The following is a 26,197-nucleotide window of genomic DNA, read 5'->3' on the forward strand; positions in this document are numbered from 1 at the left end:
GCAGGGCTTGGCTCTATGCCGGGGCTCTGACTTTCCGATTTCAGAGTGCCTGCCATGTCTGTTTCCTGTTCTGGCATCCGGCTTCGGCACGGTTTTCTGGCCCTGCCATTCTGCCTGGTGCTTCTGCCACTGCCGTTTCTCTACGGCGCGTCCCTGCGTGTCATGGGGGTGCCGCTTGCGCTGGTCTGGCTTTTCGCCTGCCTGCCCCTGACGACACTCTGTCTCGCACTGGCCGTCAGGCCGGGTGAGCGAGAGACCGATCGATGATGCTGAGTGCCTTTCTGGCCGTTCTGGTGCTTGCACTCGCCCTCTCTCTCCTTTCAGGGCGGGGGGAGGCAGGTCAGGACCCGAAGCATTTTTTTGCGGCACGCGGACAGTTCGGGGCGGTCCTGTTCTTTCTGCTATCGGTTGGCGAGACCTATTCCATCGGCTCGGTTCTCGGGTTTCCGGGGGGGATCGCTGCCAGTGGTTCGATCGACGTCGCGCTTTGGTTTGTCGGCTATATCCTGCTTGCCTTTCCTGTCGGCACAATACTTTATCCAAGGCTCTGGCAGCTCGGGCAGCGTTTTGGCGCGATCACCCTGCCCGATCTCCTGGGGGGATATTTCGATAGTCGTCTGGTCTCCTGTGTGAGCGGATGCGTTCTGGTGGTTCTGATGCTTCCGCTTGGTACCATGCAGTTCATCGGGCTCGGTGCCGTTTTTTCCGCGCTTGCCCTGCCTGTCTCGACAGTCATTCTGTCTTCTCTGGCGGCCCTGCTGGCTTTTCTGTTTGTCGCAAGTGCCGGGTTGCGCGGTGCGGCGCTGACGGCAGCGCTCAAGGACTTACTGATCCTGATTGCCATATTCTGCGTTGCGCTGGGGGCTGTGTTCCACTGGTCGGATGGGGCAAAGATGCCGCTCACTGCAGTGCTTCATGGCGCAGGCGGCCGCCCCGTATCCTCCTGCACCATGATCATCACGACCATTCTGACACAGGCGGTCGGTTTCTGTATTGCACCGCAGACAGCGGCAGCGGTCTTTTCGGCACGCAGTCCTGCGACGATCAGACGTGCCCAGATCTGGATGCCGCTCTACATGGTGCTGTTTCCCCTGCTCGCGGTCGTGGCCTTTTACGGGCTGACCCATCCTTCTGTCATGACGCACCCTGACAGGGTGTTTCTCTCTGTAGCCACGGCCCTGCTTCCCCCCTGGATGGCCGGTCTGGTTGCCGGGGCCGTAGCTCTCACGGCCCTTGTCTGGCTTGGGGCTGTCTGTCTGAGCCTCGCCGCCATCGTGACACGCTCGATCGTGCCGCATGTGCCGGCCGCTGCCCAGAAACGAATGGGGCTTGGGATCATCATCGCCTATCTGGCCCTGTCGGTGGTGACTGCTGCCGCCCAGACGACGCTGATCGTCACACTGAACCGTCTGTTCTATGTTGGGCTGGTGCAGCTCCTGCCGGCGGTGCTGCTTTGTGTTTGCGGCTATCGTGTTACCCCGTCCCGTCTGCTGGCGGGGCTTGCTGCCGGTCTGGTGGCCGGGGCGGGATTGTTTCTGTCAGGTGTCCCTATGGGTGGCGTCAGCCCCGCTCTGCCAGGACTTGCCGTCAATCTTCTGGTTCTGCTTCAGGGTAGAAGACCTGTCAGAGACAGCGTCTCAGGGGCGAATACGCGAGAAGGCGATTTGTGCCACGCCAGCAGCGAAGAGCGTTGAGAGAGACAGCACAAGAAACGAGAATGCCGGGGGAATGACGTAATGCCCGCTGAGCGCGCCTCTCATGCCATCAATGCCGTAGGTAAGCGGATTGCAGAAGGCCATCACCCTGATCGCGCCTGATTGCCCTTCGAGAGGAAAGACAGCGCCTGAGAGGTAGAAAACAGGCGTGATAATGAAATTCACGATCTGCGAGAAGCTCTGGGCATCGCTCATTACCGACCCCAGTATCGAGCCGAAAAAAGCGCAGAGCACCGCTATCAGCAAGGCGAAGAGGAGAAAAAGGGCAAGGGCTCCGGGGGCGGGCAGAGAGGCGCTGAAAATAAGGCAGATCGCCCCGACGATTATCGCCTGAATCATCGCCACGCTTGCAACGCCCAGCGCCCGCCCAAGCAGGATCCAGTGTCTCGAAACAGGGGCGACGAGCGTCTCCTTGATGAAGCCGAATTGTCGGTCCCAGAGCAGGTCGGCGCCTGAATAGACCGCATTAAACAAGATCCCTGCGCCAATGACACCAGGCGCGAGAAAGGCGAAATAATCGCCTTCTCCTGCCTTGCGGAAGACGGGGGCAAAGCCCAGCCCCAGCGCAATCAGGAACAGGAAAGGCTGTGACAGGGCGGAAAACACCCGACCGCGCGCGCGCAGGAAACCCCTGACCTGTCTCAGCCAGAGAGAGAAAAGGACATCGATCATCCGGCTGTCTCGTCGTCGGCTGCCCCGTCTTCGGCTGTGAGCGACAGAAAACTGTCTTCCAGAGAGGCATGTGCGGTGTGGCTGATAATCGCAGCGACAGCGCCTTGCGTCACGATCCGTCCTTTCTTGATGACGGCAACGCTCTGGGCGTAACGCTCGACCTCATCCAGATAATGGCTCGTCAGAAAAATGGTCGTGCCATGGTGCGCTTGCAGAAGCTGAAGATGGTCCCACAGAACGCGTCGGCTTTGCGGATCGAGCCCCAGTGTCGGCTCGTCCAGAAAGATCAGGGCCGGTTGGTGAAGCAGGGCGCGTGCAATCTCGACCCGTCTTTTCAGCCCGCCGCTCAGTGTGCTGACGATGCTGTCGCGTCGATCCGTGAGAGCGAACAGGGCCAGCACATGGGCGATGCGTTCCGGCCTTCGGGCGCGCGGAATACGATAGAACGCACAGTGCATCCAGAGATTTTCCTGAACCGTCATGGCCGGGTCGAGCGTGCAATCCTGAAACACCACGCCAAAATGGCGACGGGCCTCCATCGGGTCAGTGGCCAGATCGATGCCATTCATGAGGATGCGCCCCTCATCGGGCGGGAGCAGGGTCGTCAGCATCTTGATGGTGGTGGTTTTGCCAGCGCCATTGGGACCAAGAAAGGCGAAGATCTCGCCTGCGCTGACCGAGAACGAGAGACCATCGACCACTCGCTTGCCAGCATATTTCTTGGCCAGATCCTGTACGGCAATGACGGGGCAGGGCGCTTGTGGCGATGTCTGGTTCACGCTGCTCCTTCTGCCTCCGCAGACCTGCCCGAAGGGTTTTTCTCACCGAGTAGGCCCCAGTCCGAGAGCGTCTCTATCGCACGATCAATGCCATGTTCGGCGTTGATCAGCGGGCCAAGCGTATGGGCGGCTGTGGTAATCCTGAGCGCACTTGCTCGCCCGATAGCCAGCGCGAGCGTCTCTGGTGTGAGGTGTTTGCGGGAAAGAATCGTCGGACTGACGCCAATCTCATGCAGGCGCCAGCTCCAGTAAAACTGATCTGCCAGAAACGGAATCACGATCTGCGGCAGACCGGCGCGTGCCGCTGCGGCCACCGTGCCCGCGCCGCCGTGATGAACGGCCATGGACATGCGCGGAAAGAGCCAGTCATGGGGTGCATGGTCAATGAAGAAGAGGCCGTCTTCCTCGTGACCGGCCTGATTTTTCAGAGCGCCCCACCCAGTTGCTATGACGGCGCGCCTGCCCGTCAGGCGCAGGGCCTTGAGGATGAGCTGGGTGAACGCCTTGGGATTGCCGCACATCATGCTCCCGAAACCTACATAAAGGGGCTTTGGCCCCGCAGCGAGAAAGGCTTCCAGCGCGGGCGGGGGAACCCAGTCGTTTTTCTGGTCGTAGAACCAGTTTCCCGTAACAGTGATCCGGTCTTTCGGCCAGTCCGGGGGTTGCGGTTGCAGGTGGCGGCTGAAAGCGTAGAGCAGATAGCGCCTCGACCCGTTGGCGTCCTTTTCCGACCAAGGGCCAGCCCATGCTATCGGGGGCAAAGCCAGTTCACGCCGCATGATTGCGATGGGCCGGGACATGAACCGCCAGATCAGCACCCTTGCGCAATGGGTCAGGGCGAGATTGAGCACCCCTGGCAGACGAAAACGTGGATTAGGCCAGAGCGGCGGTACGTTTCGTGAGGGCGTCATGGGCATGAACTGCGCCTGAACGAAAGGGAGTCCGCGTTTCTCGGCGATAGAGGCGCCAAGCGCTGTTCCCGAACCGGAGCCGATAATCAGATCGGCGTCCTTCGTGGCTTCGAGCGCCTGATTCACCCATAGAGGCGTCCAGTCGCAGAGCGCTCTGCTCATCTGGCGACCGATGCGTAGCTGGTTTCCCTTGTCCATGGCAGCGTGTTCCTGCGCCATGAGATCTGCAAAATCGGACGCGATCGGGGCGAAGGAGAGCCCGCCGCCCAGAATGAGCGACTTGTGCCGTTCCGATGTGACGATGCACACGTCATGGCCATGGGCGACGAGCCCCTGACCCAGAGCGACGAAAGGGCGGCCATCGCCCTGGGTACCGATGGTGAAGATCACGATTTTCATGGGCTGGCTCGGCACGATATCAGGCGGCAGACAGGTCGGCACAAACAGGCTGGCCAAAGGCCGGGTGGCTCCTGATCAGGCGCGCTACCATTTCAACATGACCGGGTAGCAGCATATCTCCATGACGACAGGGCAGATCATGAACCGTGATGCGGCCAGAACTATAATTGGCCCAGGACAGAGGGTCGTCAGTCACGCTGATCTGGTCCGTCATGTCGCCCTTGTCTGCAGCGCGCAGGAACAGGATATCCGTCTCTCCATGGGTTGGGCGGTGGGTCATGAGCATCTCGATATTGCGTCTGGTGACGAGGCGCAGCTTTTCGGCGAGCCCCATCAGATCGCCGAGATCCTGTGTCGGCAGGTCAGGGAGCAGCGTCGTATCAAGTGTTGCCAGAAAAAGATCGGCCAGCGCCTCCAGTGTCGGGGGGAGAGGCGTCTCATTATCCAGCGGCATTTTCAGAAAACCCAGAGCCGCCCGTATGGCCTGCGGACTGTCAGGGTCATCAAGCGGCCCGCCTGAGGCGCCTCGATGGGAGCAGCCGGGTTCCGTCAGGGTTGGATAGGAGTCCAGCATCGCCAGCAAGGCGACGTCTTGACCCTCGCGGCGGAAAGCGGCGGCAATTTCATGAGCAATGACCCCGCCCATTGACCATCCAAGCAGATGATACGGCCCGTGCGGCTGGATGGCCCGGATTTCCTGCACATAGTGGGCTGTCAGCTCGTTGAGCGTGCGCGGCGGATTGGCGCCGAGCAGCAGCCCGGCATCCTGAAGGCCATAGACCGGGCGTGTGTCAGGCAGGAGCGGTGCAAGCGTGTTGAAACTCCAGCTCATGCCAATGACCGGATGCACGCAGAAGAGAGGCGCTCCGTTTCCGTGGGGCCTGATGGCAAGACGTGTGGCGAGCGGATCGCAGGTGATCGGACCGCCTTCGAAAAGCGGTGCAAGAAGGGCGATGGTCGGGGCCGCGAAGATCTGCCCGACCGGCAAGGTGTATCCCTGCTCGGAAAGCAGGGAGATCATTTGCACGACCATGATGCTGTCGCCGCCCAGATCGAAGAAGCTGGCATGGATGTCGATTTTTTCGAGTCCGAGCAGGTCACTCCAGAGCGCTGCAAGCATTTTCTCTGCCGGTGTGCTGGCATAAACAGCATTGGTTGCGATCGTGTCTTCTTTCATGGCGCGCAGGGCGGCGCGGTCGAGCTTGCCACTTGTCAGGCGCAGAAGGGCGTCTACACACACGATACGGACCGGGATCATCTGAGGGGGGAGCAGCCCTAGCAGGGTGCGTCTTATCTGGGCTGCGTCGAGCTTGGCACCTTCTGTTGCGGGTACGAGATAGGCCGCCAGAAGAGGCTGATCCCGTGACGCTGTTTCCTCGATCATGACGGCAGCCTGCAGGATCTCCGGCAGGCTGAGCAAAGTGCTCTCTATCTCGCCGGGTTCGATCCTCATGCCGCGTATCTTGATCTGACAATCGGCACGACCAAAAATGCTGAGCACGCCCTCTGAATCGATGGCAGCACGATCGCCCGTGCGATAAGCCAGAGCTCCGGCGTTGCCCTCCGGATCGGGTATGAAGCGGCTCTCTGTCAGCTCGGGGCGATTGAGATAGCCGCTCGCCACGCCGTCACCGGCAATGACCAGTTCACCGACAACGCCATCCGGCAATGTTTGGCCGAACGGGTCGACCACATAGAGGCGGGTATTGGCCAGAGGCAATCCGGCTGGCGGAGAGTCAGGCTCGTCTGCCGTCAGGCGGCAGGCCGTTGACCAGATCGTGGTTTCGGTGGGGCCATAGAGATTATAGACCGCCCGTCCGAGATGGCCCATTTGTCGCGCCATATGGGCGGGCATGGCCTCGCCACCGCTCAGAAAAAGCAGACCACGCAGGCTGCTGCTTTCTGCCGTGCCGAGCAAGGTCTGCCATAAGGTGGGTGTGGCCTGCAGGGCCGTCACGTCATGCTGGCGGATCAGTGTGCAAAGGCGTCCGGGATCTCGCACGTCTTCTGGTGTCGCAATAACGCAGCGACTGCCTGAGACGAGCGGCAGGAGCATTTCGAGTATAGCGATATCGAAAGTCCAGGCGGTGACAGCCAGAAGCGTTTCCCGCTCTGAAAAATCCAGAATGTCGCGAATGCTGTGCAGAAAATTCAGAAGGGCCTTTCGGGGGATGATGACGCCCTTGGGGCGCCCCGTCGTGCCCGATGTATAGGTGACATAGGCTGTATCCTCAGGGAGACGCGACGCAGATAGGGGGGCAAATCCGGCCTGCGGCGCGGCAGGAGCGAGCGATCGAAGCACCAGTGTCGCCGCGTCCATCTGCCAGGCCTCGTGGCCGCAGGCCCAGCCGATATGATCCGCGTCTGGCAGAATCACCAGGGTCGGACAGGCATCTTCCAGGATCAGCCGGGCGCGAGGCTGAGGGGCGTCGACATCGATCGGCAGCCAGGCCGCGCCGGTTGCGGCCACCGCAGCTACGCAGAGAAGCATGCGTCTGTCTCTGGGCAGGGCAAGGGCGACAAGCGTGCCGGGTCGCGCGCCTGCCGCACGGAGTTGCATTGTCAGTTGATGCTGATGCCTCTGGAAATCGTCTCGTGTCAGAGCGCCTTTATGGTCCTGCACCACCTTATCCGGGCCGGTCCCTATGCCTGAGGCGATGAGTGCCGACAGGGTGATATCGGGCCAGACCCGCCTTGTTGCAGCGTTGCGTACGCCCTGAGCGTGCCGGGCTTCTTGAGTAAGGAGTGGAATAGAGCGGAGCGGCGTTTCCGGTGAGGCAAGAAGCTGATCGGTCAGAGTCAGGATGCGCGCCAGATGGGCGTCAAGTTCATCGGCGGTGTAGAGCGCCGGATTGGCATCGCATTGGATACAGAGACCGCCTCCGTCGCATCGGTCGAACACGAAGAGGGTCAGATCCTCCATGGCGCCGTTGCTGAGATTTTCGTTGCGTGAATGGGCCGGCCCAAAAGAGAGATTATAGTCGAAAGGCTCGATATTGATCCCGATCCGGCTGATCTGAGTGGTATTGTTGAACATACCCAGATCGCGGCGCATATCTTCATAACGATATTGCTGGTGACGCAGGGCGCTGCGCATGGCGCGACGGGATTTGATAATCAGCTCGGCAAAGCTCGTTTCGGGCGACATCATGAAACGCAGCGCAACGGCATTGGCGACCATGCCCGGCGTCTGGCGCAGAAGGCGGTTGGCTCTTGCACTGACCGGCATGCCCACAACGAGATCCGACTGTCCGGTGAGACGATGCAGGTAGCTGACAAGAAGGGCGGTCAGGGTCTGGGGAAGGCTCGACTCATATGTGCGGCCAAGCGCCCTGAGTGCCTCAGCGCGCGCGTCGCAAAGTGTGGCCGCACGTGTTATCGCGCCGCCAAAATCACCGGTGGTTACCCGGTGGGGCCTGAGCGAGAGCGATACCGGCTCGGGCGCATCCTGAAGGGTCTCACGCCAGTACGCCTTGTCGATCTCGAAACGGGGCGAGGCCCGATAGGCTTCCTCCTGCTCGTGAAGGGTTGCCAGGGGGAGAAAGCCAGGGGCTGGCGCGTCGCGCCCCTCGGTCAGGGCCGTATAGAGCGCAGCAACACGGCTCACGATCATGCCGCCGGAAAAACCATCAAGAATGGCGTGATGGCAGCAGTGAAACCAGATCCAGTGCGTTGAGGCGACACGGAGAAGGGCATTCTGCCAGAGTGGGTCCCGCTCCAGATCGAGAGGAGCCTGAATGCGTTCCTGCATCCATCTGCGGGCGAAGAGAGATGGGTCGGCCTCGTCGCGACAATCGATGACAGGACATTCAGGCAATGATGGTGGTCGGATTGCGTAGACCGGTCCGTCATCTGTTCTGATAATGGCTGTGCGCAGTGTTTCTGCCTCGGTCTGTACAGAGGTCAGAGCTTTCCTGAAGAGAGACTCATCTACAATCCCGTGCAGATGGATAGCCTCGGCAATATTCAGGCTCGAGCCCTTGGGTGCAAGAAATTGGGTCATCCAGAGGCCGCGCTGGGCGGTGGTCAATGGCAGCATCACAGCGCGGTATTCCTGCAGATTGTATCCGGAGGCGGCTCCTGTTGCGTGGTGCGGCATACCGGATTGTTTCTTGTTGTTTTGCTTCTTTTTTCTCTTAAGAAACGATTTCTAATAACATAAATTCACCTACTAATTCAGTAAACAGTTCAAAATTATTGTTTCTAAATATTATTTTTTCTCTTTTTGTTCTTTTTCTTCTGTCTGGGCCGTCATGTCTGGCCACACAGCCCCGCGAAAGAGAGACACAAAATATAACATTTGTTCAGTTTGGGCTCAGAAGGGCTTCAAATGCTTTTTTTACGATACGCAAGAGGGGGTATTGATTTAGATCGTTGTTTGCAATGGATTTTATCAAGGGTGTCTCCTCGTGGTAGGGGTGTCCCGTGAAACGGGAGCGCTCAAATCCTACATATTAGGTCACGAATATCACTCTCGTTAGTGTGATTTTACGCATAATGCCTGTTACGGTTAAGACGATTGGGCACACAGGGTGTTTTCCCGGCATTCAGTATGGGGCCCATTATGGATCGTTCTCTCGTTTACGCAGCGCATACCGGCCACGGCGATGGCGCTTCGTCCCAGTCTCCCGCATCACGTCCCAAGCTGGACCGTATCTTCAACGACCCCGATGGCGTGGTTGAAGACGGCGTGCGCGGCGCGCTTCTTGCTCATCCCGATATCATCGTCGAGACCGCCAATCCGCGTGTCGTCAAGCGCGCCAAGACCACGGGCCGTCGCAAGGTCGGTGTGATCACGGGTGGCGGTTCGGGTCACGAGCCTGCTTTCCTCGGTTATGTCGGTACGGGTCTGCTGGATTCTGTTGCGATCGGTGAGATCTTCTCTTCGCCGACAGCCGTGAGCTTCCTCGACGCCATGAAGGAAGCCGATATGGGCGCAGGCGTTGCCTGCCTCTTCGGCAACTACGCCGGTGACACGATGAATGTCCGCATGGCGGCGCGTGATGCGCAGCAGGCTGGCATCAAGGTCGAGACCGTGGTCGCCACCGATGACGTTGCTTCGGCTCCGGCAAGTGAAGCCGAGCGCCGCCGTGGTGTCGCTGGCGAAATCCTGATGTGGAAAGCCGCCGGTGCGCGCGCCGAAGAAGGCGGCTCGCTGGATGAGGTGATTGCCGTGGCCCGCAAGGCCATTGCCAATACCCGCTCCATCGGTGTCGGCCTCACGCCCTGCACCATCGTTGCCAACGGCCATCCGAATTTCTCGATCGAACTCGGCAACATGGAAGTCGGTATCGGCCATCATGGCGAGCCCGGCGTGTCGGTTCAGGAACTCGGCCGCTCGCGCGATATCGCCAAGCTGATGCTTGAGCATATCCTGCCCGACCTGCCCTTCACCAAGGGCGACCGCGTGACGGTGCTGCTCTCGGGTCTGGGTGCCACCCCGATCATCGAACTCTATGTGCTGTACGCTGATGTTGCCGATCTCCTGAAGGAGAAGGGCATTGAGGTGGCGCATCGCTTCGTTGGCAATCTCTTCACCTCGCTCGAGATGAAGGGTGCCACCCTGACGATCATGAAGACCGATGAAGAGCTGGATCGCCTGATGGCTGCGCCCGCCGAATCAATCGGTCTGGTGCGCGTCGGTGCCGGTGCGGCACAGGTTCAGGCCGCTGAAGCGCCGACGGCCAAGGCCGACCCGGTCGAAGCACTGGTCAAGACCGCGACGGGCGAGAAATACGTACCCAAGAGCGGCATCCCCGTTGCCGAAACCACGAAGGTCATCCCGGCTCTGGTCGATGCCATCGTCAAGGCACGCGACTGGCTGAGCGAAATCGACGGCAAGATCGGCGATGGCGATCATGGTATCAACATGGCCAAGGGCTTTGCCCGCTGCGGTGAGGCTCTGGGCGCCAACCCGCCGGTCATGGAGAAGGGCCTTGATGCGCTGTCAGACTCCCTGATGGCCGGTATCGGTGGCTCGATGGGCCCGCTTTATGGCCGTTTCTTCGAAGGCATGGCGATCCCGCTGCGCAATGTCGAATTCCTCGACGGCAAGCTTTTCGCCCAGATGCTTGACGGTGCGCTGGCTGGTATCAACAGCCTTGGCAATGCCCGTGTTGGCGACAAGACCCTGGTCGATACGCTGCAGCCTTCGGTTGAGGCCTTCCACAAGGCTCTGGATGACGGCAAGTCGTTCGAGCAGGCCCTGATTGCGATGTCCGAAGCGGCAGAGCGCGGTCGTGACTCCACGATCGATCTGGTGGCCCGTATCGGCCGTGCCAGCCGACTGGGGGAGCGTTCACGCGGCGTGCTCGATGCCGGTGCAACCTCCTGCTGCCTGATCCTGCAGACCATCGCGAAAGAACTTGAGGCCCCGGCGCGCAAGCACAACGCCTGAACTGCCTCAATCCTGAAAGATCAAGACCATGAACAAGATCGTCACCCCTGATCTGGGCGCCCTGCAGAAAGAAGCAGCCAGCGTTGCCCTCCCGGCAAAGATGAATGCCGTTGTTGCCTACGAACCCGGCGATTATCGCTGGGAAGAGGTGGACGTGCCCCGCGCTGGCCCCGATGACATCATCATCGAAGTCGAGGCAGTCGGCATCTGTGCCGGTGATATCAAGTGCTTCCTGGGCGCACCGTCCTTCTGGGGCGACAAGGAGCAGCCGCGCTACGTCAAGCCGCCGATGATCCCGGGCCATGAATTCGTTGGCCGTGCCGTTGAGGTGGGTGAAAACCTGCGCAGCCAGTACAAGATCGGCGATCGCCTGATCAGCGAGCAGATCGTCCCTTGTGATGATTGCCGCTACTGCAAGGGCGGTCAGTACTGGATGTGCGAACGTCACGATCTGTACGGCTTCCAGAACAACACCAATGGCGCCATGGCGAAGTATATGCGCTTCCCCAAGACGTCGCGCACCCATCGTGTTCCTGAGAACATGCCGCTTGATGCAGCCGCTCTGATCGAGCCCTATGCCTGCTCGGTTCACGCCGTCAACCGCGCCAATATCCAGCTGGATGACGTGGTGGTTCTGGCCGGTGCCGGTACGCTGGGTCTGGGCATGGTGGGCGCTGCCCGCCTGAAGAACCCGAGCAAGCTCATCGTGCTCGACACCAAGCAGGACCGTCTGGACCTGGCCAAGAAGTTCGGCGCGGATATCGTCATGAACCCGCTCGAAGAGGATGTTGTCGCCAAGATCAAGGAACTGACCGGCGGCTATGGCTGTGATGTTTACATCGAAGCAACCGGCCATCCTTCCAGCGTCCGTCAGGGCCTGCACATGATCCGCAAGCTCGGCCGCTTTGTTGAGTTCAGCGTGTTCGGCGATGAAGTGACTTGCGACTGGTCGATCATTTCCGACCGCAAGGAACTGGACGTTCTGGGTTCGCATCTCGGACCGTATTGCTATCCCTTCACCATTGCAGCTATCGCCGATGGTCGTCTGCCGGTCGAAGGCGTGGTGACCCACACCCTGCCGCTGGACCAGTGGAAGGAAGGTTTCGACCTGATGAAGAAGGGCGACAAATCCATCAAGACGGTTCTTATTCCGTAAGATCTGTCAGTCTTCTGCTCGGAAAGGCGGCTCCGGAAGGAGCCGCCTTTTTTCGTTCAGAGCGGGGTCGTGTTCGCGATGGCACAGGAACGATGTCAGCAATTCAGATCGCGGCATGGGCGCCAGCACTGCGCTTTGCATGCCTTACGCGCCGCACAAACAGGGAATCACCTGGCGGGCAAAAGAGACGCAGCGACAGGAGGCGCTCGGCGTCATCGCGGGCAGCAGGAAGGGTCGCTTTTCCCAGATTTATGCCATAGGCGCTTTGCATCACGACGCCGTGGCTCATGTGATCGGCATTGGTGGGTATAGCTGAGGCACGAGCGCAGGACGCCTTACGTGGCCATAATGGCATGGAAGCAGAGTGCCTTGTCGCAGCGCCGATCTGCCGCCAGTCGCTTGAAAGTTCCGGGATCGAAACAGACAAAACGTTTCAGGACTTTCCAGTGCTGAAAAATGCCACAAACCGTCGCGATAGCCCCTGCAACACCGGAAAACGGGAGGAAATCAGACGCAATGACATGTCATGCCCGTATCGAGCTGAAAATGTTCTGGTTGATCCTGCTGGCTGTTGCTCTCACGACGCCATCCGCGGTTGCGGGCAAGATGCTGACGGGCCTTCCGGCCCTGCGCGAAAAAGGTGTGGCCTTTCACGTGCAGAATACCAACGAGATGCAGGCCATGCTGAACGATCCCGCGCCGTCGCATGAAAAAGGCGTCGGGAATGTCGGGATTGTGACTTATGGCAGCGATATCGATTGGGAGCGCCTGGCCGGGCTTTCCGGCGTCTCGACCCATATCGTCCTTGCGAGCGGCTATGGTACGCCCACAAGCCGTAAATTCGGCGATCATCTGACCCCAAGCCAGGCAACCTATGGCGGAGTGGGCAATGTCGTGATCCATCTCGTTTCCGCCTATATCGAGCGGTCGATGTTTTATGACCATCTCAATGCGGCCGTCGGGCGGATGACCTTTCTATCTGATTTCTCTGCCAATCCGCTCTACTGCAATTTTATGAACGCAGCGTTCTGCGGCAACCCAAGGGCGGCAAGCGATAATACGGCTCATGCGGCATTTCCTACTGCGACCTGGGGCGCGCGGTTTCGTGTGCAGATCAGTGAGGCATTGCAACTTCAGTCAGGCGTCTATTTCACGCAGGCCGCATCGCAATATGCGCTGTCGCAGATGCGTAGCGGCTTCAAGTTCAATGGTGCGACAATTGACGGTGAAGCCATTCCTCTCGAACTCGCTTGGGAACCGCACATGGGCAGAGGGGGCACTCTGCCGGGGCATTACAAGCTGGGCGCTGTTTACGACACGGCGCCGCATAGCAGCCTGTTCGAAGATCATGATGGTGAAGTTCTCGGGCTGACAGGTGCCCCGGCGCGTGTCGTCAATGGCTCCTGGTCGGCCTGGGTACTGGCTGACCAGCAACTGCTTCACTTTGCGGGCCGTGGCCCTGATGCGGGTCTCACGATTCTTGCGAGCGCCTATTGGAATAACCCGCGCACAGCTCTCAGGGCGGCTCAATATTCTGTCGGTTTCATGGTTCGGGGGCTGATACGGCAGCGCCCTCAGGACATGATTGCGATCAATCTGGCGTACACCCGCATCGCCCATCATGTCACCCATGCGCAGCGCCTCCGGGCGGCGCTGCAGAAACCCGGTGATGGCTCGCCGTTTCCGGTCCAGCGAGAGGCACTGATTATCGAGGCGCTTTACCAGATCCATCTCATACGCGGCATCACGGTGGCGCCTGACCTGCAATATTACATTCACCCCAACGCGCAGCATGATTTGCGCAATCAGTGGATGCTCGGGGTCAAGACCCAGATCGAATTCATCTGAGCGTCGCCCCGACTTCTCCTCGGGGCGTCGTGCTGCGTGACACAAAAGGCACAGTTCTGGTCCGAGTTAAGAAAGATTTTAAGAATCGTTTGCATCTTATCGTAACATGACGGTAACACCGCCGGCGAAGACACGCCCGATCTCTTTCAGGTAATGATTCGTCATTTTCCTCTCTTGAAAAAAAGAGTCAGGATGATGACAAAACATTTCAAAGTTATCGGATGTCGATCTTTCGATTTGAAACCGGAAAAGTGGTGAGATCTATGCCAGAAGATTACGGATGCCATTCTGAACATCAGCCATCTCATGAAGAAACGGTGTTTTCGTCTCGTGACGTGGCGAAGAAACAGAAACGTCTTCTTCTTCTGGCGCTGACAGCTGGGGTTGGTCTGGGTGGTGTCGAAGAGGCCGATGCCCAGGAAAAGTCTTCGGGAGACGCGAAGACGACCGAAAGCTCGGCGATGCAGCTTCCTGCGGTCAAGGTGCGCGCCGCGACGCCGGTAAACACCATGAACACCAATACGACCACGCTCGATATCGGTCGTATGCCCGCGACCGTGCGTGAAACACCGCAGACGATCAGCGTCGTGCCCAAGCAGCTCATTGAAGAGCAGCGCGTCTTTACCCTTGATCAGGCCCTGTCCAACGTGCCCGGCATCACGATGTCGGCCGGTGAGGGCAATGGCGGGATGAGCGGCGACCAGTTCCGTATTCGTGGCCAGCAGGCGCGTGGCGATATCTACGAAGACGGTCTGCGCGATTTCGGCAATTATGTGCGCGATGTCTACAACACCGAGAGCGTCGAGGTCGTCAAAGGCCCGTCAGGTCAGTATTTCGGTGCAGGCAATGTGGGCGGTGTGATCAACCAGACGCTCAAGAAGGCGCATCTGGGCAAGTCTTTCGGTGCCGATCAGTCTTTCGGTAGTGGCATGCAATATCGCGGCTCGGCCGATGCGAATTACGAGATCAATTCCCGTACCGCGCTGCGCGTGAACGGCATGTACAACCAGCAGATGGTCGCCGATCGCAACAACGTACGCACCGACCGTTATGGCGCCGCCGCCGATCTTGGCGTGGGGCTGGGTACCAAGAACACCTGGCATCTGAATTATCAGTGGCTCGGCAGCCGCGGTCGCCCTGACTATGGCGTGCCCATGATCCAGACCGGCACGACATTCCGCCCGATCACCGAGCGCGGTCTGGCACGCGACACGAATTATTCGCGCAATTTCGATCGCGACCGTGGCAATGTGCATATGGTGACGTCCAAATTCTCGTCGCAAATTGCAAAATGGCTGACCTTGTCAAACGACACGCGCTATTCGCATTACACGCGTAATTTCGCAGCGACGACACCGGCTGCCTGCTCTGGCGCGTGCGCAACCGCGTTTCTGGCTGGTAGAAATCCATCCCTCACTTATGGCGCCGGTGGTGGCATGGCCTATGATCAGGCGGGTTGGGGCGTGCAGAACGTTTTGATGGGCCACTCAAAGTTCAAGACGGCTTTCCTGCGTCATGATGTGCGCGCTGGTGTGGATATCAACTATACCAAGGACGACCGTATCTATGGCACTTACATAAACCGTGTAAACAATCAGCTGATCCGTACGCCGCAATTCGAATATCCAGGCACGCAGGTGACCTTCCCGGCAACGGGTGGACGGACGTCCGATTTCCGCGATCTCGGCCTCTTTTTGGCTGACAAGATCAACCTGACCAAGCAGCTCTCTGTCAATGGTACGGTGCGTTGGGACAGCTATCGCTCGACCTATTGGAGCGCCGCTGCTGCCGCGCAGGGTCTGCAGAAGCAGAGCTCGAACAAGTTCAGCCCGTCTGCCAGCCTCATGTATGATCCGCTGGACAACATGACGTTCTACTTCACCTTCGCCCAGTCCTATAAGCCGGTCGGAACCGACGTCTCGTCTCTGACGGCCAGCTCGACAAGCATCAGCGACGTTGCGACCAACGGCCGCGATCTCAAGCCTCAGCGCAGTGATCTTTACGAGCTAGGTGGCAAGGCCGATTTCCTGAACAAGAAACTGGGTGTCACGGCTGCGATCTTCCAGATCGAGCAGAACAATTCGTTCACCTATGACGATTTTGGTCAGATCATCACCGGTTTCTCCGATGCCGGTTCGGGCCGACGCATTCGTGGTCTTGAAGTAAGTGCGACGGGCAAGATCACCAATGAGTGGGAAATCTTTGCCTCATACTCCTATATGGGCGGCAAGGTGACGCACAGCACCGCCTATCGTGGCAACAAGGCACCGCAGCTGCCCAATAACAGCCTGTCAGTGTGGAGCACCTACAACCTGTCGCGTTTCCTGCTGAAGCCCAGCCAGGGCAAGCTTTCTGCAGGTGGTGGCGTCCAGTATTCCTCGGGCTACTGGTCCAACGAGGCGAATACGGGTCGTATGCCTGACAATGTGTCGCTCAACGCCATGCTGTCTTATGACTACGAGCGTTATCATGTGCAGTTCAATGCGAACAATCTGACCAATCATCTTAACTACGCCTCTGCCTTCTCGGCATCCCGCGCAGTGCCGCTTTCGGGCCGCACCTTCCTCGGGTCGGTCGGACTGCGCTTCTGAGACACCGGGCGCGGTTCGAAACGTGCCCGGGCATGGCACGGAAGGGGAAAAAGGCTCCCCTTCCGTGCCTTTTCTGTTGTCCCGGCTGTTCTCATGTCTGAAGTCGGGCATCCGAGCCTTATGAGATCTGCGGAGTTCTCTCCCGATGCCGATGCCCCCCGCAATGCCTGCACTTGATGAACGTCTTAAGGCAGAGCTCTATCTGGCGCAGTGGCATCTCGACCGTGGCGCTGTTCAGGAAGCCTGTCGCCTGTTCACCCAGGCGGCTCAGTCACGGCACCCGACTGCTCTCAACATGCTGGGTCGCGTTTATGAGCGGGGCTGGGGCGTGGCGCGCGACGTCGAACTGGCACGCACCCTGTTCGAGGCGGCCGCAGACGGCGGCGAAGGATGGGCTTTCTATAATCTCGCCGATTTCTATCTGACGGGCGACGGCGTGCCATGCGACAAGGCCTATGCCCACGCCCTCTATGTCGAGGCGGCAAGGCGTGGGGTCAGCAAGGCCTTCAACATGCTGGGCCTGCTGCATGAAGAAGGCTATGGCGGGGTTGCTGCCAACCTCGATTACGCCCGCCATTACTTTGAAGCCGGAAGCGCTTGCGATGACGCCGACGCCACGGCCAATCTTGCCAGAATGCAGCAAACCATCCGCTGATGGGCGATTGATTGACGAGATCAAAGCCGCAACCGGTTTCGTCTAGTTGACGGAAGCTTCCTTGCGTTCACCCATGGCGAAAGCCTTCAGAATGGATTCCGCGAGCAGTTTAGCGGCCTTGGGTGTCAGGCGCAGATGCGCCGTTGGCGCAATGACGATCTCATTGCCATGAGGTCGTTCGGCTGCGAGCGTCACCGTGATAATGCCGCCGACATGACCATAGACGGGGACGTTATCGGCGAAAATGATCGGCGCTGATTCGGCGTTGAGTGATGCTATGCCCTGTGCAATCTGGTGCAGGATCTTGTCTGAATTATTGTCTGCCATTTGCAGAATGCCTCTGGATATTTGAAAGGTGCAGCCTGATCGAGCCGAAGATGTCACAACGAGGCGAGGCTCACAAGTTTTGCGATTGGTTCACGGATTCCCGGAACCTCCTCCCGCAGCCTTGCTAGTCGTGCATACGTGACCGGTCCGGTGTTCGACAAGACCAAGTTGGAGGAGTATCCATAATGTGAGCATGTCGGACCATTATGGTCCGCTAGGCTGAGTGCCTCGTGTTGCCTAGATTATCAGGCTTGCGCTTGTCGCGACGGGAGAATGGGTATCTCCGGACAGAAGAATGGCCGTCTTTTCTGTCAGAATATTCGCGAGTGTCAGATCGGCGCGCTGCTTGCCACTCGGAGTGCGAATTACGAAGCCCTTGCGAATAGCAAAGTATTCGAAGAGCTGGATTCTGTAGCGCTTCATTGTCTCGACTATGGCCGCGCGTAACGCCGACGCGTCTGGCGTATTCTCGCATTCGATGATCAGGACCGGAAGGGCGCGTTCGGGCAAGGAGGGGGGAACCACCATGCAAAGAGCGCCTGCCAGAGACTGACTGAGCGAAAGGGCGATGTCGTTTGTATAATAGACATTGCCGTCATAGCTGAATTTCTCGCTCAGACGACCGACATGAAACAGTTCCTGCTTGTAGAGAAAGCCGAAATCCTGTGTTCGCAGATAGCGCCTGTTCTCAATCGTTATAAAGCTGCGCGCGTTGTGGAGCGGGTTGTTCAGATAGCCGATGCTGACACTGGGGCTGTCTATCCAGATTTCGCCGATGCAGCCTTCCGGCAGGAAGGCGTGTGTGTCGGGGTCGACGATATGAACGTGCTGGTCTTCATGGGTGGTTCCGCAGCTTGCGAGGGTCGTCGTGTCCTGAGATGAGCCCGCTGTCGCGGGCAGGGCTTTGCCCTGGGTGAGGGCAAGGCGGTCGAATGTCCAGAGCTTCACCCCAGCTCCTTTCACCCCTGACGTCACAAGAAGGGCATTTTCGGCAAGGCCGTAGCAGGAATAGAAAGCCTCTTTTTTGAAGCCATGACTTTTGAAAGTGTTGAAAAAAGCGTCCAGCGTCTCGGGGTTGATGCTCTCCGACCCGTTGAACGCTATTTTCCAGCGGGAAAAATCCCAGCCTGGTGCGATATCCCCCGGTGAAAGACGCGAAGCATAGCGATAGGCAAAATCGGGGCCACCGGAGATGGTTGCGCCGTAGCGATGGATCGCCTCGAGCCAGCGCGAGGGCTTTTCGATGAATTTGTCAGGGGCCATGAAATAGAAGGGATTACCGGCAGCGAGGGCCGGAAGAACGGCACCGACAAGGCCCATGTCATGAGTGAAAGGCAACCAGCTGAGGCCGGTATCATCATCCTGATATTGAAACGAAATCAGCTGCGCATGAATGTTGTGGCAGATATTCCGATGCGACAGGCAGACCCCTTTGGGCTCTTCTGTCGAACCAGATGTATATTGCACCAGGGCAAGCTGTTCCGAGGTAGAGGCGACGGGTTCGATCTCGCGTGACGATTTGAGCGCACTCTCCAGCGGAATCCATTTGACGGGGCGGGTCGTATCGCCATCTGCATGGAAGAGATGGAGCGTTTCCTTTTTGCCGAGCACCGCTTGCGCCTGGCTGTCTTCCAGAATGTAGATGAAGCGCTCGCGTGCGCCGATTGCGCTCGGATAGACCCCCGAGACGGGCACATGACCTGCATAGAGGCAGGCAAAAAAGCCGATGATATATTCCAGCCCGTTTTCGAACAGCAGAATGACGCGCGATCCGGCGGGCAGGGTGCGTGCGAGATGGGCGGCGGCGCGTGACGCCTGGCGATGCAAGGCTTCGGCACTCAGGCTGCTTGTGACGCTTTCTCCATCACCGAGAAAAAGGAAGATCGGATTGTCGCCTTTGGTCAGGCGTCTGAAATGCAGCAGGTCGATAAGACTGCGCTCTTTCCAGGCCTGCACGCCGACCAGCGCCTGTTCTTCTTCATACATTTGGCAAGACCTGTGATGTGATGGCTTGGGAAGGAACTTCAGCCTTCAGGAGAAGAGCCGGGTTGCAACTCCTGATGCAGGGCATTGCAATAAGAGATGACATGCTCGGCCGTAATCAGACGCGTGCATTCGAAATGGCGCGACGTGTTGGCATGGCGCGGACAGAAAAGCATGTTCCCGTGCTCGAATGGCGTGCGTACATCGTGCCAGCAGCTATTGCAGACATGGGGATTGAAGACGCGATAGGGTGTCTCGAACTCATTCGAAGGATGAGTGAACCCGCTGATCAGAACCACAGGGGTGCGCGCAGCCCAGGCAAGCCAGGAAAGACCGCTCGACAGACCAATGAAGAAAGCCGCATGGCGTAGCCAGTGTGCGCGTTCTGAAAGCGGCCGATCGCCCGTTTCGTCGCGTGTCCCGTGCGGAATGAAATTCCAGTGGTTGCGATGGCCTGCGACGGGGCTCTTGTCGATGCATACCACTTCGTAACCGAGCGTATTCAAATGTCTGATGACGTTCGACCAGCCGTAAGGATTGTTCCAGTACTTGCACTGGCTCGATGCCTGCGTGGCGATGACGACATAGGGGCCTTCGATCGGACGCTTCTCTTCCGGCCATGAGACCATGCGTGGCGGGACTTCTGTGGCGTCGACGTCGAGAATGCAGGCCGCTGTGCGATGCAGCCCGACAAGGCGGAAATCGGATGGCTGCCAGTCATGGGATTCGTCTTGGAAAAACAGGCCGATATGATAGGTCGCATAAGAAAGATGCTTGATCTCTTCGTACTCGGCGAAAGTGCAGCATCTGACGCCGGGATACTGGCCTGCAAAGAGCTTGCAGGCATCAGGATTCATGGCGACCGTCAGGTGGCATTGATGCTTCTGCTGGAATTTGACGGCGTAGGAAAACCAGCCGATCGCATCGCCTAGCGTTCCCCCAGGGAGGAGAATGGCGACATTGCGGTCCCGGCAATCATAATCGTGTATGAAATGCACGGTATCCGTATCGAGAGAGCGTACCTCAAGGCGCGTGCGGATATAGTATTTCTTGGCACCCAGAACCGTGCAGGCGCCCGTCTCCGAAGCATATAGGCAAACATTGCGGTCGAGATCGGTCAGGCTGACGTGCCAGCGTCCTTCCGGCAGGGTAATGCGGGCCCCGTAATTGAAATCATAGCCTATGCCGAAATCCCCGCTCTGCGTTGCAAAAAGCGAGGGAGCCGGAAAGGCTCCTGTATCAGCCGTCGTGGCAACGGATGAAGCGGAAGGGGACGAAACGGCTGTTTGAGGAGTGGTGTCGTCGCCCGATGCGGCACTCGCCCCGGCAGGAGGGGAGCGAGTGTCGGTATTGCCCGTACCCGAAAAATTCAGGATTGAGTCGATGATGGAGTTGATATCGCTCATTCTAGACGCCGCCCGGCCCGTCGCTGATCAACTGTCGGATGATTTGCTCGACATGGCTCGGGGAGATCAGCTTGGTGCATTCAAAGTCTCGCTCTGTCTCTGCGTGACGGGGGCACCACATGTAGTTCGTTCGCTCGAATTCGAGCGTTACATCGTTTGAGCAGCCATTGCAGACATTGCGATTGATCACCCGATAGGGGGTCGCAAATTCATTATAGGGCTCCGTAAATCCGCTTATCAGCACAACCGGGCATTCTGCGGCCCAGGCAAGCCATGACAGGCCGCTCGACAAGCCAATGAAGAACGAGGCATGGCGCAGCCATCGGGCGCGCTCGCTAAGCGGTATCTGGCCGGTCATATCCTCTACGCCATGAGGTATATGATGCCAGATTGTGCCGCTGCCCGAAACGCGATCACGGTCGATGCAGATCACGCGATACCCCTGTTCCTTGAGAAAAGGGATGATCGTTTGCCAGCCTGACGGGTTGTTCCAGTATTTGTTATGCCCCGTCGCCTGGGTGGCGATGCAGACATATTTATCCGGGATTGGTCTTCCGCCTTCGGCAATTCTGATCGCGGGGCGTCGGTCCTGTGGCGAAAGCCCAAGGATATAGGCACCCGACACCCCAAGGCCGACCTGCCTGTAATCGGTCGGCTGGAAGTCGCGATTGATGTCGTTGAAAAAGATCAGCACCTTGTACCGTGCGTAATAGGCGCGCTCCAGAAGAGCTTGGTCATCGCTGACCGTCACCTTGTCATTCCCGGTCTGGAAAAGCTCGGCCAGACCCGGCCGCACAATACAGGTGATCCGGCAGCCATGCAGTGCGGCAAAGGCCTCAACATGACCCATCCAGGCAATATGGTCGCCGACACCGCCTAGATGCGTGTCGATGAGCACCTCCTGGTCACGAAGGGTCATGACATGGTCGAGAATGACCCGGTCGCCACTTTTGACGCGAAGCGAAAAGGGAACAAAATATTTCTTGGTGCTGGCAATGAAGCCGCCCTTGCTTTCAGCCGAAAACAGAACGTTCTGGGTGAGCAGATCCTTGATTTCCAGGTGCCACGCGCCTTCGGGAAGACTGACGCGGCAGCCATCCTGAAAATCAAACCTGATCCCTTCGGGGCCGATCTGGCTCGGCATGCTGTCCATGGGTTCGTGCTCTTCGTGATCAAACTTCGAGGCTAGGCAGCGGATTGCGCCAGTATATCGCCATAGACCTGGGCAACGGCCTGATAGGTGCCATTAACAGAATATTGCTTTGCTGTCTTCTCTGCCGCGTCGAGCATTCTGTCAATGTGCGGTGCACCGTGAACGATGTCGAAAAGTAGTGTCGCAATACAGTCGACGATTTCCTCGCATTGTTCCGGCGAAAACCAGTGGCCATTGAACGGTGTAGCGTAATCCTTGCCGCCTGTTCCATGCAGGCCGACAACCGCACAGCGCGACGCCATGGCTTCCAGCGGTGTAAGGGGAGCGGCCTCCTGACGTGAAAGGGCCAGAAAGATAGGCGCGATGCCCATAGCTTCTGCCACTTCGCGCTGCGGCCTGTTTTCAAGCGCGATCCATGGCACTTCTTTCGTGTGAGGATATTTTAGATGGAGCATCGTCACGATCAGATCAGCAAGGGCAGCATTTCCTTTTTCGGCGGGCCACTTGCCAGGATTGGTTGCGATACAAAGTTGCTTGGGGCGAGGATAAAACAAGTCTGTATCGACTGAGTTGGGAATGACATGGATGCTGTCGAGACCCAGAACTGATGAGAGCGCGCGTTCAGTTTCGCGGCCGGGAACGATGAAATGTTCGAAGCCCATTTCCTTCAGAGCACTCCCGTTCAGCCTGAAGGTGTAGAGGTAGAACTGGTTCTGGCAGAACAGAACCTTGGTACCCGGGAGAGGTTCGCGCGCAAGGTCGAGTAGAAAGTCCTTGAGCGTTTCGGGAAAGACGATGAGACTTCCGTCCTCCGGCTCAAACTGATCGCAGACCTTGACCAGATTTGAGATATCCAACCAGTCCGGTTTGCCGGCTGGCTGGAAGACCGACACGTCATGCCCCAACTTCGCCAGCATGCCTGCATGTTGGTACGTGACCTTGATGCCGCCGGAGATGGCTTTGGGGTCATAGGGGTTGAGAAATATAATTCTGCTCATGATGCGCGTGGTCCACGAAGGGTAATGTCCTGAGATATGATCATGGGCTTGATGGCCCAATAGATCAATAATGCATCCATATTGCTTATTGTATTCGCATATTTACGAACTAAGGATTTTTCGCAAAAAACTCGCTAATTAGGGATAATGTCATAGTAATTTATTGTGGGGATATTTGTGGACGCTCCTCAGTCTAGTGCTTAAACCATCTCGCATTGTGGGATTTGTAGTCTCTTGAATGGTTAACGTTTTCCTAAAGAAAACGTCAAAAAGATGAACTCCGCAGACTCGTTCATTAAATCGGCCTTCATATCAGCCATTGTGAGAAGGATTGCGAAGCGGGGAGATTGAATTTTATCAAAAAAATGTAAGATATATTCAATATGTTACAATATGGGCGTAGAAATTTCTTTATGATGATGAGTGTATGACGTTTTATACCGAAAACGTGATCGCTATCCGTTAATGGGTGGTCATTGTATTGCATGGCCTGATGTGCGAAGAGATGTTAGCTATTAGATAACAGGATTCGCCGGGCAGGCGATTCCATATAATGATTCGGACAACAGCGCGATAAACCATGTAACGATCCTGCTAGATGTCGGGTCGGATTAGTAATCGTGTCTAACCGGGCGTCTTGAGGGGGTAAAAATGACAGTATATTCAGCCGGCACCGCAAGCGGCGGGACAATCACCAGTAGCGGTGGGAAATACACCATCCTTAGTGGTGCGACGCTCGTCGTGCAGGATTCGCCTTATGTAGTGTCGGGCGCGCTGGTTTCAGGTTTCGGAAATGGACCAAGAAATTCGGACGCCATTCCGGGCCAGTCGGGCGGCACAAACTATCCTGCGCTTCTTGTTGCCTCGAATGGTGGTCTTGCCTCTGGGGCGACTGTGGGCTTCGGTGGTGTTGTCATGGGGGCTGGCGGCGGACATGTCTCCGGTGGCACAGCCTTCGATAGCGGCTCCTTCGTTGCCGCGAATAGCGGTTATGTCGATGGCGTCACCGTAGGGGCCAATGGTGGTGTCCTTGCGTCGATGATGGCAGGTTATGGCGGCGCCGCCGGTACTGTTACCAATGCGCATGTCAAGGAAGGCGGCTACGGGCTCGCAGGGGGTGGTTTCACCATCAAGGGCCAGAGATTTGCCGGATCTGGTATTATCTCCGCCAGTCAGTTCGATGTTGGCTCAACCGAAATCGTGACATCGGCGGGCACGGATATTGGCAGTCTCATCGGCGGCACGCAGGTGATAAGTTCGGCCGGTGTGTCTCTTGGGTCTATTTTCAGTGCAGGCACCCAGATTATTCTCTCTGCGGGGCTCGCGAGCGGCGCCACGGCTTCGGCCGGAGGGCTGATTACGGTCAGCGGAGGTGGGGTGGCTTCTGCGGTCGTGCTTGCTTCTGGCGGCAGTCTGCAGGCATTGTCCGGAGCGCGCGTGAATGGGTTGCAGATACAGGCCGCCGCCGCCGCTTCTGCGGATTCGGCAGCGATATTGAGCAGTGTGGTTATCTCCGGAGGTGGCACGCTGACACTCAACTCAGGGGCGACGCTCATCAACGCCGTCGTTTCCGGGATCACGTCCAGCGGTGGGGCTGGTGGTCTGCTCGTCCTTCATTCCGGCGCCGTGCTCAGCGGTGTCACATCCATGGGTTTCAAGAGCCGACTTGATGTCGATAGTATCCAGTATGTCTCCGGTACGAAGACAACCTATAATGGCACAACGCTGACGATCAGCGACGCGTCGGGTAATGTTATTTGGTCGGGGTCTGTCGCTGGTATTCCCAGTGGTGCGACGAGTAGTGACTTCCATGTCGAGCGTGATCCGACCGATGGAAGCATGATCATCATTTACGACAAATGCTTCCTGCGCGGCACGATGATCCGTACGGAGCATGGTGAGCGCGCGGTTGAGGCTATTCAGGTCGGTGATAATGTTCTTGCCTGCGTGGGTGGCAGGGAAGTGCTGCGTGAGGTTATCTGGGTCGGTCGTCGCACGGCAACGGTGCGACCTGCCCATCACGATGACGAGGCCGGCTTCCCTGTGCGCATCGTGCAGGGCGCGCTTGGTGATAATGTTCCATACAAGGACCTCCTCGTCACTCCCGAACACGCGTTGTTTCTCGATGGGGCGTTTGTGCCTGCACGTATGCTGGTCAACGGCGTCAGCATTTTCTATGACCGTGCCCTTACCCAGTTTGATTACTATCATATCGAAACAGATGAGCATTCTGTTCTCTGGTCGGATGGTGCTTTGAGCGAGAGTTACCTGGACACCGGAGATCGGACTTCATTTTCCCAAGGTGGTCCAGTTGTTCGTTTGCTGAATGCTCCTGCCAAGACGTGGGAAGAGCACGCGGCGGCGCCGCTTCGCGTCGAGCGCGGTTTTGTCGAGCCTTTATTCAAGGCGCTTACCGAAAGGGCGGCGGCGTTGGGGCTCAATGCAGAAGCGCCTCGTCATGCGGTAACAGAGGATGCCGATCTTCATCTGGTTGATGACAGCGGCAGGGAAATTCGCCCGCTACGCAAAGTCGGGCAATCGCATATCTTCATGCTTCCTGCCGGAGTCAAAGCTCTCTTCCTTGTCTCCCGGTCCTCGCGCCCCACTGACACCGTAGGTCCGTTTCATGATGACCGCCGTCACCTTGGCGTGCTGGTAGGCGAAATTCAGGTTTGGGAAGCAGGTCATACGCGACAGATCGACAAGCATCTGACGTCTGCCACGATGGCTGGATGGTCCAATCAAGAGGAGGGCCGCTATCGCTGGACTACCGGGCGTGCGGAAATTCCGCTGCATGACGTGCTGCCCGACACCATTGCCATGATTTCGATCGAAGTGTTGGCTGGTGGGCCCTACAGGGTGGAAATTCCGGGTAACGGGTACGTCGACGAAGTCGGCTGAGGTGATCCGGGCAGGGGCCCCACCCTATCCTGGCGTCAGGATAGGGTGGGGCGCACTGTCATCAATAGAAGATGTATTAGGCCCGTTATTATTTTCAACAAACAAATATAGATTCGTAAAATCGAGAAATTCACAAAAAATTTGTGGGAGCAGCGCTCGATTGAGTCTGCCCGCAGGGATTGGGTCTTCAAGGCGAAAGTTCTTAATTAATAACGAGTTAATGAAATTGAAGAGATATGTTTTTGTAAGAAAAACAATATTACGCTATCACCTATAGAAATTATCTATACAAATGGAGATTGATCG

The 26,197-nt window shown here is 57.7% G+C and carries 18 protein-coding genes; 9 read left to right on the top strand and 9 right to left on the bottom strand.

The window, feature by feature from the left end:
- The first annotated feature begins 54 nt into the window (after window positions 1-54).
- Together IEV53_RS00760 and IEV53_RS00765 are read left to right on the top strand one after the other, a co-directional pair.
- Window positions 55-267, top strand: a complete 213-nt coding sequence (locus tag IEV53_RS00760) for a DUF3311 domain-containing protein (protein WP_188424634.1) — start codon at window positions 55-57, stop codon at window positions 265-267.
- Entirely contained in the window at window positions 264-1,694 is a 1,431-nt protein-coding gene (locus tag IEV53_RS00765; RefSeq protein WP_188424636.1) for a sodium:solute symporter family protein, read from the top strand. Before IEV53_RS00760 ends, IEV53_RS00765 begins: the two co-directional genes overlap by 4 nt.
- Here IEV53_RS00765 and IEV53_RS00770 read toward each other — a convergent pair.
- The 4 genes from IEV53_RS00770 to IEV53_RS00785 are packed head-to-tail and all read right to left on the bottom strand — an operon-like array spanning window position 1,638 to window position 8,575.
- The gene (locus IEV53_RS00770; RefSeq protein ID WP_188424638.1) at window positions 1,638-2,387 is read right to left on the bottom strand and encodes an ABC transporter permease; all 750 of its coding nucleotides are present in this window, start codon (window positions 2,385-2,387) and stop codon (window positions 1,638-1,640) included. The two genes, IEV53_RS00765 and IEV53_RS00770, sit on opposite strands and share 57 nt — an antisense overlap.
- A complete protein-coding gene (locus IEV53_RS00775) occupies window positions 2,384-3,166 on the bottom strand; it encodes an ABC transporter ATP-binding protein (RefSeq protein ID WP_188424646.1) in 783 nt (260 codons plus the stop codon). Before IEV53_RS00775 ends, IEV53_RS00770 begins: the two co-directional genes overlap by 4 nt.
- Complete coding sequence (locus IEV53_RS00780; RefSeq protein ID WP_188424648.1) at window positions 3,163-4,533, bottom strand: glycosyltransferase; 1,371 nt, start codon at window positions 4,531-4,533, stop codon at window positions 3,163-3,165. Before IEV53_RS00780 ends, IEV53_RS00775 begins: the two co-directional genes overlap by 4 nt.
- Window positions 4,496-8,575, bottom strand: coding sequence for a non-ribosomal peptide synthetase (locus IEV53_RS00785; RefSeq protein ID WP_188424650.1), 4,080 nt, complete (start codon window positions 8,573-8,575; stop codon window positions 4,496-4,498). The genes IEV53_RS00780 and IEV53_RS00785 overlap by 38 nt, the downstream gene beginning before the upstream one ends.
- Before the next feature lie 465 nt (window positions 8,576-9,040).
- Here IEV53_RS00785 and dhaL point away from each other — a divergent pair, with 465 nt between their 5' ends.
- The 6 genes from dhaL to IEV53_RS00815 all read left to right on the top strand — a co-directional run bounded on the left by dhaL (window position 9,041) and on the right by IEV53_RS00815 (window position 17,123).
- Entirely contained in the window at window positions 9,041-10,873 is a 1,833-nt protein-coding gene (dhaL, locus tag IEV53_RS00790; RefSeq protein WP_188424652.1) for a dihydroxyacetone kinase subunit DhaL, read from the top strand.
- Window positions 10,874-10,901: 28 nt separating this feature from the next.
- Window positions 10,902-12,029: an MDR/zinc-dependent alcohol dehydrogenase-like family protein gene (locus tag IEV53_RS00795; protein ID WP_188424654.1), complete on the top strand. Its 1,128-nt coding sequence runs from the start codon at window positions 10,902-10,904 to the stop codon at window positions 12,027-12,029.
- 115 nt (window positions 12,030-12,144) lie between these two features.
- The gene (locus IEV53_RS00800) at window positions 12,145-12,345 is read left to right on the top strand and encodes a hypothetical protein (protein ID WP_188424656.1); all 201 of its coding nucleotides are present in this window, start codon (window positions 12,145-12,147) and stop codon (window positions 12,343-12,345) included.
- A gap of 200 nt (window positions 12,346-12,545) precedes the next feature.
- Window positions 12,546-13,877, top strand: a complete 1,332-nt coding sequence (locus tag IEV53_RS00805) for a carbohydrate porin (RefSeq protein ID WP_188424658.1) — start codon at window positions 12,546-12,548, stop codon at window positions 13,875-13,877.
- A gap of 317 nt (window positions 13,878-14,194) precedes the next feature.
- Window positions 14,195-16,468, top strand: coding sequence for a TonB-dependent receptor (locus IEV53_RS00810; protein WP_229719462.1), 2,274 nt, complete (start codon window positions 14,195-14,197; stop codon window positions 16,466-16,468).
- A 145-nt stretch (window positions 16,469-16,613) separates the two neighbouring features.
- Entirely contained in the window at window positions 16,614-17,123 is a 510-nt protein-coding gene (locus IEV53_RS00815) for a tetratricopeptide repeat protein (RefSeq protein ID WP_188424662.1), read from the top strand.
- 42 nt (window positions 17,124-17,165) lie between these two features.
- Here the strand turns inward: IEV53_RS00815 and IEV53_RS00820 are convergent, their stop codons facing one another.
- The 5 genes from IEV53_RS00820 to IEV53_RS00840 all read right to left on the bottom strand — a co-directional run bounded on the left by IEV53_RS00820 (window position 17,166) and on the right by IEV53_RS00840 (window position 23,050).
- Window positions 17,166-17,450 (bottom strand): hypothetical protein, encoded by a 285-nt coding sequence (locus tag IEV53_RS00820; protein ID WP_025823789.1) that lies wholly within the window; start codon window positions 17,448-17,450, stop codon window positions 17,166-17,168.
- A gap of 237 nt (window positions 17,451-17,687) precedes the next feature.
- Entirely contained in the window at window positions 17,688-19,436 is a 1,749-nt protein-coding gene (locus IEV53_RS00825) for an AMP-binding protein (RefSeq protein ID WP_188424664.1), read from the bottom strand.
- Between the two features lie 38 nt (window positions 19,437-19,474).
- Window positions 19,475-20,839, bottom strand: a complete 1,365-nt coding sequence (locus IEV53_RS00830) for an autotransporter strand-loop-strand O-heptosyltransferase (protein ID WP_188424666.1) — start codon at window positions 20,837-20,839, stop codon at window positions 19,475-19,477.
- 1 nt (window position 20,840) lies between these two features.
- Window positions 20,841-21,992, bottom strand: coding sequence for an autotransporter strand-loop-strand O-heptosyltransferase (locus IEV53_RS00835; protein ID WP_188424668.1), 1,152 nt, complete (start codon window positions 21,990-21,992; stop codon window positions 20,841-20,843).
- Between the two features lie 32 nt (window positions 21,993-22,024).
- Window positions 22,025-23,050 (bottom strand): glycosyltransferase family 4 protein, encoded by a 1,026-nt coding sequence (locus tag IEV53_RS00840; protein WP_188424670.1) that lies wholly within the window; start codon window positions 23,048-23,050, stop codon window positions 22,025-22,027.
- 591 nt (window positions 23,051-23,641) lie between these two features.
- On the opposite strand from IEV53_RS00840, the gene IEV53_RS00845 reads away from it, so the two are divergent.
- A complete protein-coding gene (locus IEV53_RS00845) occupies window positions 23,642-25,891 on the top strand; it encodes a Hint domain-containing protein (RefSeq protein WP_188424672.1) in 2,250 nt (749 codons plus the stop codon).
- Window positions 25,892-26,197: the final 306 nt, after the last annotated feature.

This window comes from Asaia siamensis, from assembly GCF_014635085.1.
In the GTDB taxonomy this organism is placed as follows: Bacteria; Pseudomonadota; Alphaproteobacteria; order Acetobacterales; family Acetobacteraceae; genus Asaia; species Asaia siamensis.